Below are 15,431 nucleotides of genomic sequence, written 5' to 3'. Positions count from 1 at the left end.
TTATGAAAGCCACAGAAACAGTATTTAAGAATTTCTTGACCCAAAATAAAACCCAATTTGTCATTCCTGTCTATCAAAGAAATTACGATTGGACAACGGCTGAATGCAAACAACTATTGGAAGACATAATCGAGGTAGGAAATAAAACCAGTAATGACGACACCCATTTCATTGGAAGTATTGTATTTATTCATGATGGTGTTTATACTTCTTCTGATGTAAAGCAATTAGTTATTATTGATGGACAACAGCGTTTGACTACAATGACATTATTATATCTCGCATTATACCGATTTGCATTGGCTAATAGTATGGATGAAAAGGCCGCAGAAATAAACGAAACCATATTAATAAATCGTTTTGTAAAAGAAGATAGTAGCAAATTAAAGCTAAAACAAACTGATGTAAATGCTAAAGCTTTTCGTTATTTGATGAGTGATAATAAACCAAGTGATTATACTGAATATTCAAGAATTATAGATAATTACAATCATTTTTTCAATGCAATTGATAAAGATAATTATACAACCATTATTGAAGGATTAAACCGTTTGCTATTTGTTGAAATTTCATTAGAACGCGGTAAGGATGATCCACAAAGAATATTTGAAAGTTTAAATTCTACAGGTTTAGAATTATCACAAGCTGACTTAATTAGAAATTATATTCTAATGGGTTTAGAACCAAGAGAGCAAGTACGGGTATTTGAAAATTATTGGGAAATTATAGAAAACAATGCAAAAATTGAAAACTCACAAGAAAGCAAGGTTTCCGAGTTAATTCGAGATTACCTAACATTAATCAACAAAAAAATTCCAAATAAAAGCAAAGTATACGAAGAATTTAAAACTAGGTTTAAAAAACGTGATGTTGATTTTTACCAAAATACATTACAAACTATAAAACAATATTCCATAATTTATAACAAACTTTTAAATCCATCAAACGAAAATGATTTAGAAATCCAACGAGAATTAAGAAGTATAAAGCAATTAGAAATAAATGTTTCTTATCCTTTCCTATTGCCTGTATATGATGATTATATTACAAATGACATAGACAAAAACACGTTCATTGAAGTATTAAGACTTATTCAATCCTATACTTGGCGACGTTTTATCGTAGGATTACCAACTAATGCTTTAAATAAAATTTTTATGACATTATATACTGATGTTGATAGAAGTAATTATTTAAAATCAATAGAAAAGGCATTAATTAAAAAGAGAAGCTCACAAAGGTTTCCTAATAACATTGAAATAGAAGCTGCTTTAAAAGATAAAGACTTATACAATACACAAGCAAAAAATAAATTGTATTATTTTGAGCAAATGGAACATTTCAGAAATCCAGAAAGAGTAGATTTAAGTTCTGCTGACATTACAATTGAACACATATTTCCGCAAAATCCAGATATAAAATGGAAATCAGATATTACTGATACGGATTATAAATTATTTTCTGAAAAATACTTAAACACTATAGCAAACCTAACCTTATCAGGTAATAATGGAGCTTTAGGAAACAAGTCATTCTCTGAAAAAAGAGATATGAATAAAGAAGAAGGACGACAAGGTTATGCATTCAGTAATCTTTGGATGAATGAAGCATTAAAAACTAAAGCAGTTTGGAATATTGAGGAACTAGAAGAACGCTTCAAATTACTGTACAAACGTTATACATCAATTTGGAAAAATCCAAGCATTACAATAACTGAAGACAACGACAACGAAGAATATACGTTGTTTGATGCACCAGAACCAAAGCATAAAAAATTAGAATACTATACATACAAAGACGAATTAGTAGTAACGAAAGAGTTTTCTAAAATGTACAATCACATTATAACTGATTTATTCACAGAAAGCCCATCAAAATTTCTATTAACTGATCTAAAAGAAGCATTAGGTCTTACAACAGACAAAGACAAACCAAGAAGCGCATATGCTATAAATGATACTTACTACATAGAAGTAAACACAGATAGTAATTCAAAATTTAGCAAATTAAAAAAAGTATTGTCAGCTTTTGAATTAGAAGATGAATTAGTAATTAAATATGAGGAGTAATATACAGTTTACAGTAAGAATGTAACTTATAATGATGTTTTACGTCTAAGAATAAAAGCAAATAGTAAAGAAGTTATTATTTAAAATTATGCTAAATAATGTAATGATAGTTAATTAGTTGCTAATAGAGATACAACTAATGCTATATTTAATATACTTTTGTACTCGAAACTTTTACAACTTAATAAACTAAAACTTAAAACTATGGCAAAACCTATCAAAGAAACTCCTTTTCTTTATGGTAAAGATGCTGATACTTTCGTGAAAGAAAACAAAGAAGTTAAAAAGGTATCTGAAGAAGAGAAAGAAGAAATAAATAAAAATTATGAAGCTTTAAAAAAAGTTGCAGAATTTGGATTTTGAGAATATAAAATTAATTAGGTTACAACCTGATACCGAGATATTGCCGTTTGATTGTGGAGACACAGATTTAAACGGCTTTCTTTTTGATGATGCAAAAAAATACGCTAATGATCTAATAGAAGTAACTTACATCATACAAGATAAAGAAAACACACTAGCTTACTTCAATTACCTTAACGATAAAATATCCCACACTGATTTAGATGGTAATCTAGCCAAATTTATTGAACGAGTTGGTGTTTATCTACCAAAAGAAAAAGGTGGACACAAAAGCTATCCAGCTGTTAAAATTGGTAGATTAGCAGTTAGTAAAGACTGTCAAATTGGAGGTTTAGGCAAAATGATAATTGACTACACTAAAGGAAACTTTACCAAAAACAACAAAACAGGTTGCAAATTCATTACAGTGGATGCCTATCGTAAATCATTGGGGTTTTACGAAAAAATGGGGTTCCAATACCTTTCAAGCAAAGACAAAAAATCCGATACGAGATTGATGTATTATAATCTTGAAGCAATTTCATAGATAGTTTTCATTATCTCATTCATCTGCACAAAAATCGCTCCTAGTCCAAGTATTCCTAGCATCAATGCTGCCGTTTGCTTCATTTCGCTAATTCAAAATAAATAAAATATACTTTGTGTGAATATTGGAATAAATAGAAACAACTGCTAGTAACGGTGGTTTTGCGCTATTGGGGCAGTTGTGGTAAATTGTCGTTTTATCTTGTTTTTGAACTAATCAACAAAGCAGAAAGTACGCTGCTCTTAAATCCCCAACAGACGCAAAGCCAGCCGTTACTAGCAATTGTATACCTCCGCATCACGTTTACGTTAAATACAACATTTTTCTTTCCGCATAACTACTTCCGAAACCAAACAGACGCAGACAATCGAACCGCACAAAAAGAAATAGGAAGTATTTTCATATTGACATTGTAAGTATAAAAATTGCTTTTAGTGTTTATTGTTTTTTTGGTTAAAGCAATTTTCTATACCCACAATCCCAATAGTGCCAGTAAGAGTATTCTTTTTTATTTGCCACAAAACCCCAAGTCATTGGCTTTCCGTCTGCTTGATACCTAGCGTTTTCAGTACAATAATTGTAGTAACATTCAAGTTTAATCTTTCTATTTACGTGCAGGCATCAAGCAGCCAAGAAAACCAATCAGAACATCCCAATAAGCAAATAAAAAAAAATACCCTTACTTCGAGCTTCTGCCACCGCACTAGGAAAGAGTTTTCATTGTTTTTTGAAGATGCCATAACATTTCCGAATAACATTTTGATAAAATAGAAAAACCTCATTTTGCAAGAACAAAAAGGCATCCTCAAAAATCAAATTTGCCCACAAGAGTATAGTTTTTCATTTGCCAGAACCACAAAATATAAATCAACAATCCGATAAGCAAATAAAAAACTACACACTTGTTTCGCTACTGCCAGCGCACTAGGTAAGTTCAGTTGGGGAAATCTTCCATTTCCCCAAACCCCATAGGATGCAATTTTTTTCAGAAAGAATGCCAGACGTTTTTCACTCCGATTGACGTTACTCGGTAAGCATTCTTTCTAAAAAAAACAGCTCAAGTTGAAGTCTTATCCGAATGTTGATTTTTGAATGGAAAGTTAAGGGCATACTTGGATTTTTTCTTTGGATAAAAAAACGATTTGTTCTTTTTCTCTCAATAGATAGATATTCCGCACTTGTTTGCACCATTAGCCCTATATAAGTCGCCATTATAGACAAACTGATGCAAAACAAAAAACCCTCTCTTTCGAAAGGGTAATTGGTTTTAAAGTAGTAAACTTTACAAACTGATGGTCTTTTTTAGAACACTTCTTGAATTTTCATTGCATTACCTGCATTAAATAAATAGTAGTTCACTCCTACTTGCTGATAAAATTCAATTCCAATACTTCCCAAAACCGCAACATTAGTAGTTAATGTTGGCGTACCTGGTAAAGTTGCAACAACATCAATTAAAGAAGTTACAGCATCAACAGGAGTATAAGCGGAATATGAAATGTCTGAAGTTTCATTTAACAATGGTTCTGCTGGCTCATAAGCTCCAGTTGCAGGATTGAAAACAAAATCCGAGATTACTGATAAAGCATTGATAATTCGGAAATGTGTTGCACCTGATGGAATATTCAAAAAGTTTAAAGGATTAAATACCGGAACACTTAAAGTACTTTCGTTTCTGTCTACGTTAGCCGTTAAAGTAAACGGAGCAGAAAAAATGCCATTGAAGGAAATATTTCTATTGAAATCCAAACCTTTTAAATATTGTGGCTGTTGCGAAACCAAAACAGCTCTTTGACCTCTTGCCTCTGAACCATCCTCAATATTTATTTTTTTCATAATAGCAGTTAGTCTTCCTGTAAATTGACTATCTGTCATTTGTTTCATTAAAGCAGACAAACCAATTCTCACTGATTTTCCAGCATTAGCACAAGCTGCAAACTCGGACATATTTTCACGAGTACGAATAAAGCCTGGTGCAGTTTTTACTTGCTCGGCGGTCGGACCACCTTTTAGACCTGCAAAGTAACCTTCATTACCTTTAATTTTGAAGTGACGAACTTCTCCTAACGTCCCAACATATTTAATATGTCCTTTTTGTTTTGCCATTTGTTGTGTGTTTTAGCAATTATACAATATTTTTTATTAAATTTACATTATAATCAATTGATAAACAACAACTTAAATAAAGCAATATAATGCAATTAAACGCTAAAGAAACCACCATTACAAAAAGTCTGCTCAAAATTGTAAAATTTGTTGATGGAGATGGAATAATTTTGGAAGATATTGTATCAAAAAAAGAATTTGAAGTTCGTTTATATGGCATTGATGCACCAGAAATAAACTACTGCAACAAGTTAAAAAAAGACGAAATAGAATTACAAGTTCCAGCTGCTTTACTAATCAAACTTGGTTATTTATCATTTAACTTTTTAAAAGATCAAGTTACTTTGGGTGATGTTTGCACATTAGTACAGGAACAAAATAATTTAGTTGATAAATACGGAAGACTTTTAGGCTATCTAATTCTAAATGATGGTAGAGTTTTAAACGAAATAATGATAAAAGAAGGCTATGCAAAGCCATATAATGAAGTATTTTGTGAAATGCTCCCAATGTATCAAGAATGGAATTTACAAGCTAAAAACAGTTCAAAAGGATTATATTCAATAGTAAACAAATTTTAAATATTTTGTCTATATTTGTCCTGTATTTATTGATGTTCAGACCATTTTGATGGCTATTTGTTGCCCAATCTTCGGCAACTATTGTAAATACTAAAACCTTCAAATATTGTATCGGAAAGTAATATTATATGCATTTCATCGATTTTATTAAGAATTTAATATGTTAAAATGTTAAATCATAAAGTTTTTTCTTATTTTTATGAAGTTATCCTCCATTTTAATTAAGAGTTAAAGTTTTATGCTAATAAAATTATTCAACAAAATATCTAATTGGTTTTTATTTCGTCCAAAAACTACTGGATTTATTGCATTTTTCGGAATGCTTTTAGTTGTAATATTTGTAATTTCACTTAGACATAAAATAATAAAAGAAAATGAAGGTCGTGAAATGTCAAATATTTTAAGAGTTGTTCAACAAAATTTTGAACAAATTTTAAAAAATAGCTACACTACAACGCTAACATTGGCAATGACAATTGATGACAATGGTGTCCCTCATAATTTTGAAAAAATAAGCGAAAAATTAGTTAATAATAATTCATCAGTTGATGCTGTTCAATTAGTTCCAAATGGTGTTATAAAATATGTTTATCCACTAAAAGGAAACGAAGCAGCGCTAAATTATGATATCTTAAAAACAAATACAGTAAGACAAGAAGCTGAAAAGTCTATTAAATCCAAACTTATATACTTCGCTGGACCAATGGAACTAAAACAAGGAGGAATAGCCGTAATTGGTCGCCTTCCTATTTTTAAAGATGATAAATTTTGGGGGTTTTCTGCAGTATTAATAAAGTTAGAAACTTTAATTAAAAATTCAGGAATAAACTCTATAAACCAATCTAAATACTATTTCCAATTTTCTAAAAAGAATCCTCAAACAGGTATTGAAGAATTCTTTCTCCCAAATAAAACTGATTTTTCTAAAAACTTTTATAAAACAGCATATATTCCAGAAGGAAATTGGAAACTTTACTTAATTTCTAACAGTAAAAATGTATTCTTTAATCAAATAATTACTTCTCTCGTTTTTGGTTTACTATTATCAATAATGTTTGGTATTTGGATTTATACTATCCTAAAAAAACCTGCCGAACAACAATTATTAATTTTAAGGCAAGCTAAAAAATTAATAGAAAGTGAGGTAGAGTTTAAAACTTTATTCAATCAAGCACCAGTTGGAATTGCAAAACTAGAAACTTCTACTGGCAAGTTTGTAGAAATTAATAAAGAATACTGCAGAATAACCGGTTACAGCAAAAATGAATTAAAGCATTTATCTTTTGAAGATATCACACACCCAGAAGATTTACAAAAAGATCTCGATTTAATGAAAAAACTGGTTAATGATGAAATAGACGAATTTTCATTAGAAAAAAGATATTACCATAAATCGGGGAAAATAATTTGGGTAAATATAATTGTTGCAAGATTATGGAAAATTGGAGAGGAAAAAACAAATCACATTGCTATTGTTGAAGATATAACTGAAAAAAAAGAGGTTGAAAAGAGTGTAAAAAAGTCATTCAATTTAGTTAATGAACAAAATAAAAGATTACTCAATTTTTCATACATAGTATCTCATAATTTAAGATCACATTCTAGCAACATAAATTCAATCTCAAATTTACTTGAAGATTCTGATGATGATGAGGAGAAAAAAGAATTGATTGCTATGTTGAAAAAGGTTTCAGAATCATTAAATGAAACCATGTCTAATCTGAATGATGTTGTAAATATTCAATCTAATGTTCATCTCACTAAGGAGAAATTAAATTTATATAATTATATTAAATCGACAATTCATATACTTTCTGAACAAATTTTTCAAAAAGATGCCATTATCAATAACCTTGTTGAAAAAGAGGTATTAATAATATACAATGCAGCTTATCTAGAAAGCATATTACTGAACTTTATTTCAAATTCATTAAAATATTCTCATCCTGAAAGAAGGCCTATAATAAATATAAGTTTTGATAAAGAGAAAAAGGAGCTAAAAATAGCCGATAACGGTTTAGGAATAGATTTAAAAAAACATGGATCAAGTTTATTTGGAATGTACAAAACTTTTCATAAAAATAAAGATGCTAAAGGAATTGGATTGTTTATAACCAAAAATCAAATTGAAGCTATGGAAGGAAGCGTAACTGTAGAAAGCGAAGTAAATATTGGAACCACATTTATAGTCCATTTAAAAACTAATTCATAATAATTATGATCTTGGTTTATTAATTCCTCTATCATAAAGCACTATACTTCCTGCAACAGAAACATTTAAACTTTTCTCTGATTTAAATTTTACCAAAAAATGACATTTTTCAATTGCTTGTTTACTTAAGCCATTATCTTCTGCGCCTAATAAATAGACACATCGTCTTGGATGATGAAACGTTTCTAAATCTTCGGCATTTTCATCTAATTCTACACCAACAAGCCTTGCGCCTTTGGGTAAATTTTTAAAGAAGTCCTCAAAATCTTCATAATGAAAATAAGGCATAGATTTCACAGCATTGTGAGTATCACAAGCTTGTTTAGCATATCTATTTCCAATTGTAAAAATAAAACTTGCTCCCAAATTTTGAGCAGATCGCCACAAAACACCAAGGTTCTCTGGAGTTTTTCCGTTTTGAATTCCTATACCAAAAAATTCATTTGTGAAATTATCATTCATAATGCAAGAATACAAATTGTTTTCAATGGGAAAATGTAAATAGTTACTCCACTATAATCTTCTTAACGACAGATTTAGAATCTGAAGTTATTTTAGCAAAATAAATTCCACTTGACCAATTGGTTTGAATTTGATTGTTGCCAACAAATTTAGATTCATATATTTTTGAACCTAAACTATTATAAACTTCAACAGAATACTCAGAATCTAAACCTGAAATTGTAAATTCTCCTTTACTTGGATTTGGAAATATAACAACTCTATTTTCTTCAAAACTTGTATTTGAAAGCGATGAAAACCATTGTTGTCCGGCATTTGCACCCCAAATATAATCAGCCAAATTTGGATAATCAATAAAAGGATTTCTATTGACTTGCCAAGTATAAATATAATTATTGCGATTCATTTCAAAATCATCTCTTGGATCTGAAGTATTCCATTGAAGCAAGGAAGCTAAATCTCCAATTTGCCCAACAGTAGTATCAGCTGGATTTCCATTTACTAAACTCAGCGCATTATAACGAACTGCCATATAAAATAATGAACGAGCTACATCGCCTTTCCAACTACCAAGATTTCCTGTAGGTCCATTATAATCTGAACCATAATCTCTGTTGCTTCTTAGACTATTTTCTGGACCATCTTCTGCTCTTATATGATGTGCATCTGCATGACCCGCTAAAATGTCGTCAGCGTTTGTTGGCAACCAAATATTAATTCCATCAGCAAAACTTAAAGACCCATCTTGAAATCCTCCACGAGATTGTGGAAAAATATGTTCTCTATTCCATTTGCCTGTATTACTATTAGAATCTTGAAAATCTAATTTAGAACGAGGCTGTTCTACATACATTAACCAAACTTGATTACTATTGGCCGGATTTTGATCAGCTACTTTCAAAATAGTTTCAATATCTCCATAATTGTGAGCATGAACTACCGATGGATTTGCAATAATATCTTGAATAGCTTGTTTTAAAGCAACACCAGAAAGTCCTTCTAATGAAGAATAATAACCATTTGGTGCTGTACTTGTAACGTTTCCATAAGTTGGATTCAAAGGAGTTCCAAAAGGTGATACAATAAAATTAATATCATTAACCCTAACTATTAAATCATTATTGTTGAAATAATAACCTACAGGAAGTGTATTTAAAACTACTTTCAATTCTTCATCACCTTCATTCAAAGAATCATCGAGTAATTGAATTGTAGCCAATCCAGTTGAAGAACCAACAGGAATTGTTACACTAGTTAAACCAGAAAAATCACTTGCATTAAAACTACCATTATTTAATAAAAAAGAAATTACAAGTGGTTGAGAAGTTACAGGTGCAGATGTAGAAAAATTTATAGTTAGTGTTTGTCCTTCAGATAAAGTGGTTTGGCTAGTCGAAGTGGTTACGTAATTAAAGAGTATTCCACTACCATCATTATTTACTCCAGGAGTTGGTGGTTTTACTTCATAAGTTCCGTCATTTTTTCTTTGAACAGAGTTTGAAGTTGAACCAAGTGGCTGATTATCAATAGAGCAAATAGTAATTCCAAATAGATTCATTAATGTAGTTGGAAAAGTTGTTGAAGTAGAATATGCCGCAGCACTAATCAAATTTAAATTACTTGCAGGTGTGTCTAAAGGATAATCTGTATCATTACCAGTAAAAATAGCAATTACATCGGGACCATTCTGAATTGCATTTAAGGGAAAATAAGGTGTTCTAGGTGATGGAGAAACTTGAGAGTTTCCAAAATGAATAATTCCATTAACATCAGTAGTATATCCGTCTAAATCTAATGAATAATAACTTAAAGTTCCTGCTCCAGTTTGTCCATTAAAAAAAACCATGACATATCCATTTAAGGAAAAATTTGGAGAACTTGATTTTAACTCAACGAATTCCTTATTATCAGAACCAGGATTATCAGCATCTATTTCGTTTATAACAACCTGAGAATAAGTTGAAAAAATGGAAAACAAGAATATAAAAAAGTATATTTTTTTTATCATTTTGAATAAAATTACCAACAAATTTACAATTTTATTAGTAAAATGATGTTAAATCCTTTTTAAAAAATAACTAAACAAAAGATTTCTAAAACATATTATAAAAAGGATGTAATTTGTTTTATTTTAAATACTTTTGCGAAAATTTAAATTAAATATAAATAATGAAAAAAATAGTTTTTTTAATTGCTTTATCTCTTTCGATTTTAAGTTGTAGTAAAGTAAAAAAAGGAGAGTTTTTAATCTCTGGTGAAGCAAAAGGAATACCAAATGGTAAAATGGTTTTTATTAAAACACAAAATGAAGTTGGACTCGTTTTAAATGTAGATTCAACAAAAGTAAAAGACGGAAAATTTGAATTTAAAGGTAAAGTAAAAGAACCTAGTATATTTGCATTGTATGTAAAAGATATTCAACAACCTGTTCCTTTTATCATGGAAAGCGGAGAAATTGTTATAAAAGTTGATAAAGATAGTATTTTCAAATCAAAAATTAGTGGAACCGATAGTAATGACTCATTTCAGGAATTTAATGATAAAACTAATGCAATCAACAAACGATTAGTTGATTATCAGAATAAAAACATTCAAAAGTTGATGGAAGCTCAACAAAAGAAAGATAATGTTACTATTGAAAGTTTAAAAAGTGGTTACGTAAAAATTCAAAAAGAAGTAGACGATTACATGAATCAATATCCTGATTCAAATCCAAATTCTTACATTTCATTGTTACTTGTTGAACGTTTATTTAATTCACCAGATTTTAAATATGAAAACGTTAAAAAAACTTTTGAAAACTTAAAAGAAGAATTAAGAAATACTACTAAAGGGAAATCAATTTCTGATAAGTTAAAAACTATTGAGAAAAACATGAAAAATCCTGCTGCTGCAGAAAAAAATAATTCACTTAAGTTAGCTCCAGATTTTTCTGCTAAAAGTCCAAATGGTACAACAATCTCACTTAAAGAGTCTTTAGGAAAAGTTACTATTATTGATTTTTGGGCTTCATGGTGTGGTCCTTGTAGAAAAGAAAATCCAAATGTAGTGGCACTTTACAATGAATTTCATTCAAAAGGATTAAATATCATCGGAGTTTCCCTTGATGATGATGCTACAAAATGGAAAGATGCTATTGCAAAAGATAAACTAACATGGAACCATGTGTCAAACTTGAAAGGATTTGAAGATCCAATCGCAACTCTATACGATGTTCAACAAATACCAACAACATTTGTTTTAGACGCTAAAGGAAATATTGTGGCAAAAGATTTAAGAGGAGACGAATTAAAAGCAAAAGTTCAAGAACTTTTAGCTCAATAAATAATAAAAGTCTTAAAAAATAAAAAAAATCTCCAATTGGAGATTTTTTTATTTTATTCATTACCAAAAGATTAAAAAATAAGATGAAATTAAATAAAAAATATATTTGGAAAATTTAAAAGTGTTCCTATATTTGCAACCTCGTTAAGCGAATGGGGAGATACTCAAGCGGCCAACGAGGGCAGACTGTAAATCTGCTGACTACGTCTTCGTAGGTTCGAATCCTACTCTCCCCACAAAAAAATTAAAATCTCAAGAATTTCTTGAGATTTTTTTTTATTTATACCCTAATATAAATTACTAATATTCAACTTTCAGTAAATTAAAATTCATTATTTTTGTTGCAAAATTTACAACCAAAATGATGTTTAAAAATTCTACAAAATATTTTTGTCTATTTCTTTTAACTATTCTATCATTTTTAAAACCAGAGGAAAGTTTCTCACAATGTTTTGAAATTGAAAGCATCTTGGTGGATGCGTGTTCTCCAAATAATCCAACAAATGAAGAAGGATTTAATGAAATGGTACGTTTTAGAGTTGGTGCCGCTAATATAAATGTAAGTAACTTAAACGTAACTTGGCCAAATAATCCTTGGTTAGGAGTTGTTCAAAACGCAACTACCGCTTCAAAAGTAGCGGCTTTAAATGCAAGTATTACTGCTGCAGGAAATTGTGGACAAATATTAGAACCTACAGGTGGTGTTTTGCCTGCGAATGCAACTGTAATATTAGTTTCAAGCTATAATGTAAATACTGCTTTCAATTCTTTTGGTTCATTAACAACCACAATCTACATGATTTTTCAAGATAATGCCGCCAATATTGGTGGGCATTTTGCAAATTATAATGTTATTCCAGGAACAAGAACACTTACAATGTCGTTTGGAGCTTGTACAGACTCTGTAACTTATGAACGTAGTTTATTAATTAACTCATTAGGTAACTATGGCGGAACTACTGCCGATAATGATGGTGCCACTGTAAACTTTACTCCTACTGGAACACCAAGCTATGCAAATACTGGTTGTAGCGCTCCAATTCCTCCATTTTTTACTAATGCAGGAAATACAATTACTGCATGTAAAGGTTCTACAATAAATTTGAATGGAATTGCGCAAGGTCATCAAAGTGTTTTGTGGACAGCTCCAATAGGATCGTTTTCTAATACTTCTAACCTAATAACTAATTACACAATTCCTGCAAATGCTACAGGAACTAGTGTAACATTAACATTAACAGGAACTAACATTTGTAATCTTACCACAAACTCAACAGTAACTATAAATTTTACAGTTGTAAATCCTCCAACTGTAACTAGTCCAGTAAATTATTGTCAGAATGCAACGGCTGTTCCATTAATTGCTAATGCTTCAGCAGGTGGTACTTTGAATTGGTATGGAACTAATGCTACTGGAGGCACAGCATCTTCTATTGCTCCCACACCATCAACAACCACACTCGGAACAACCACTTATTATGTTAGTCAAACTATTGCTGGATGTGAAAGTGTTAGAACTCCAATAACTGTAACCATTGCAAATACTGGTCCTTCATTAAATTTATTCTGTGATTTTGGAAGTCCAAATACAACACCTACTTCATTAAATTTTGATTTTAGTAATGTTGGTCAAACAAATTTCACTTATACCTATTCTATAGCTGGAGGTCCACCAGTAACCGGAACTTGGGTTTCTCCATCAAATTTTACAGTCACTGGTTTAAACCCTGGAACTTCTGTAACTTTTACATTAACTGCTAATGGAGTTTCTTGTGTATCATCAATGACAACTACTTGTAATACAGCTTGTCCTTCAATCACAGCTCCAAATTTTGCTGCAATTTCACCAATATGTATAGGTGGAACTGTACCTACATTATCAACAACATCTCCAAATGGAATTAGTGGAACATGGAGTCCTGCAACAATAAGCAATACTGCTAGTGGCACCTATACTTTTACTCCTAATTCTATACTATTTCCTTGTGCATCTAATCAAGTTTTGAATGTGAGTGTCGTAAATCCTATCACACCAACTTTTAATGCTATTACACCTATTTGTTTTGGAACTGCTGCTCCTACGCTACCTACAACATCTACAAATGGAATTACTGGAACTTGGTCTCCTGCAGTAAGCAATACTACTACCACTACATATACTTTTACACCCAATGTAGGTCAATGTGCAACAACTACAACATTAATTATTACAGTTAATCCATTAGTCGTTCCAGTCTTTAATGCTGTACCAAATGTTTGTTTTGGAGGAACTATTAATCCACTTCCAACCACTTCAACAAATGGAATCATTGGTACATGGTCTCCAGCTTTGAATAATTTAGCAACAACAACTTACACTTTTACTCCAATTAATAATCAATGTGCAACATCAACAACATTAACTATTAACGTTACTCCGAATGTAACACCTACATTTAATACTGTTAGTCCGATTTGCTCTGGTCAAACATTAAGCCCATTACCAACTACTTCAACAAATGGAATAACTGGAACATGGTCACCTGCATTAAACAATACTAATACAACGGTATACACTTTTACCCCAAACACTGGTCAATGTGCTACGACAACTACATTGACAATAACAGTTAATCAAAATGTAACACCAAATTTTGCATCAGTTGCTCCGATTTGTTCTGGTCAAATTTTAAGTCCATTACCAACTACTTCAACAAATGGAATAATTGGAACATGGTCGCCTGCATTAAATAATACTAACACAACAACTTACACTTTTACTCCAAATAGTGGCCAATGTGCTACTACAACTACATTGTCAATAACAGTTAATCCAAGAGTAACACCAACTTTCAATCAAGTTGCTCCAGTTTGCAGTGGAAATACAATTACTCCATTACCTACTACATCTATTAATGGAATAACCGGGATTTGGTCGCCTGCATTAAATAATACTGCAACTACAACTTATACTTTTACGCCTAATCCAGGTCAATGTGCGAATCCAACCACTATGATTATCTCGATTATTACAACAGCAACGACTCCAACATTTAATATTAATCCAGTAGCTTGCTCTGGAACTACAATAAATCCTCTTCCATTAGTTTCGCAAAATGGAATATCTGGTAGTTGGTCACCAGCTATCAATAATACAACTACAACAACTTATACTTTTACTCCAAATCCAGGACAATGTGCGAGTCCGACTACAACGCAAATTTCAATTATTGGAAGTCCAATCATCACTACACCAAGCAACTATGTAGTTTGTGATGAGAACAATGATGGTGAGAGTTGTTTATTTGATTTAACGACAAAGAATTCACAAATATCAACACAATCGGGTATTCAGATTAGTTATCATTTAACACCAACTGATGCACAAACAGGCTCTAATCCGATAAGTACAACAACGCCTTATTGTAATATTACTAATCCACAAACGATTCATGTGCGTGTTTTTGATCCATTAGCACCAGCATGTTCTTCGTTTACAAGTTTCCAATTAATTGTTACTCCAAAACCAGTTGCTGGTTCGGTTAACAATTATAATTTATGTGATAGTAATCCGAGTTTAACAATTACTGAGGCAGTATTTAATCTAACAGGAGTTGTAACTCCACAAGTATTAGGAACTTTACCATCGGCGAGTCATACGGTTACGTATTACACCTCACTAGCAGATGCTCAAGTGCCAACCAATGCTATTTCGGCAGTAGCTGCTTTGGCTTATACTTCTGTAACAAGAACATTATGGATACGAGTTCAAAACAACACAACAGGATGTTTTGATATTACTACGGTTA

Annotated in this window: 9 protein-coding genes, 1 tRNA gene and 1 pseudogene; 8 read left to right on the top strand and 3 right to left on the bottom strand. The window is 31.0% G+C overall.

Translation table 11 applies throughout. The features are described 5' to 3' along the window. Positions 1-2: 2 nt before the first annotated feature. From ACIQ06_RS13215 to ACIQ06_RS13205, 3 genes are all read left to right on the top strand, one after another. Positions 3-2,069 carry a DUF262 domain-containing protein gene (locus ACIQ06_RS13215; protein ID WP_396147072.1) on the top strand — a complete coding sequence of 689 codons (2,067 nt, stop codon included), beginning with the start codon at positions 3-5 and terminating at the stop codon, positions 2,067-2,069. Between the two features lie 204 nt (positions 2,070-2,273). Beyond that, entirely contained in the window at positions 2,274-2,432 is a 159-nt protein-coding gene (locus ACIQ06_RS13210; RefSeq protein ID WP_396147070.1) for a hypothetical protein, read from the top strand. After that, positions 2,422-2,958 carry a GNAT family N-acetyltransferase gene (locus ACIQ06_RS13205; RefSeq protein WP_396147068.1) on the top strand — a complete coding sequence of 179 codons (537 nt, stop codon included), beginning with the start codon at positions 2,422-2,424 and terminating at the stop codon, positions 2,956-2,958. The genes ACIQ06_RS13210 and ACIQ06_RS13205 overlap by 11 nt, the downstream gene beginning before the upstream one ends. A 1,302-nt stretch (positions 2,959-4,260) precedes the next feature. On the opposite strand, the gene ACIQ06_RS13200 is transcribed toward ACIQ06_RS13205, so the two are convergent. Continuing rightward, positions 4,261-5,064 carry a hypothetical protein gene (locus tag ACIQ06_RS13200; protein WP_396147066.1) on the bottom strand — a complete coding sequence of 268 codons (804 nt, stop codon included), beginning with the start codon at positions 5,062-5,064 and terminating at the stop codon, positions 4,261-4,263. Positions 5,065-5,153: 89 nt separating this feature from the next. Between ACIQ06_RS13200 and ACIQ06_RS13195 the strand changes: the two genes are divergently transcribed. Together ACIQ06_RS13195 and ACIQ06_RS13190 are read left to right on the top strand one after the other, a co-directional pair. Next, entirely contained in the window at positions 5,154-5,645 is a 492-nt protein-coding gene (locus ACIQ06_RS13195) for a thermonuclease family protein (RefSeq protein WP_396147064.1), read from the top strand. Between the two features lie 238 nt (positions 5,646-5,883). Then, on the top strand, positions 5,884-7,857 hold the full coding sequence (locus tag ACIQ06_RS13190; protein WP_396147062.1) for a PAS domain S-box protein: 1,974 nt from the start codon (positions 5,884-5,886) through the stop codon (positions 7,855-7,857). 3 nt (positions 7,858-7,860) lie between these two features. Here the strand turns inward: ACIQ06_RS13190 and ACIQ06_RS13185 are convergent, their stop codons facing one another. Then, on the bottom strand, positions 7,861-8,319 hold the full coding sequence (locus ACIQ06_RS13185) for an RNA methyltransferase (RefSeq protein WP_396147060.1): 459 nt from the start codon (positions 8,317-8,319) through the stop codon (positions 7,861-7,863). A gap of 43 nt (positions 8,320-8,362) precedes the next feature. Continuing rightward, positions 8,363-10,327, bottom strand: coding sequence for an endonuclease (locus ACIQ06_RS13180; protein ID WP_396147058.1), 1,965 nt, complete (start codon positions 10,325-10,327; stop codon positions 8,363-8,365). Positions 10,328-10,488: 161 nt separating this feature from the next. On the opposite strand from ACIQ06_RS13180, the gene ACIQ06_RS13175 reads away from it, so the two are divergent. The 3 genes and pseudogenes from ACIQ06_RS13175 to ACIQ06_RS13165 form a co-directional block, all read left to right on the top strand. Next, positions 10,489-11,643 (top strand): redoxin domain-containing protein, encoded by a 1,155-nt coding sequence (locus ACIQ06_RS13175; RefSeq protein ID WP_396147057.1) that lies wholly within the window; start codon positions 10,489-10,491, stop codon positions 11,641-11,643. A 154-nt stretch (positions 11,644-11,797) separates the two neighbouring features. Then, a tRNA-Tyr gene (locus ACIQ06_RS13170) sits at positions 11,798-11,879 on the top strand. 125 nt (positions 11,880-12,004) lie between these two features. Beyond that, positions 12,005-15,431 (top strand): annotated as a pseudogene (locus ACIQ06_RS13165) (hypothetical protein); the annotation flags it as partial.

This window comes from Flavobacterium sp. (assembly GCF_044341265.1).
Classification (GTDB): Bacteria; Bacteroidota; Bacteroidia; order Flavobacteriales; family Flavobacteriaceae; genus Flavobacterium.
The sequence above is the reverse complement of the archived record's forward strand: the minus strand, read 5'-3'. Positions and strand labels throughout refer to the sequence as shown.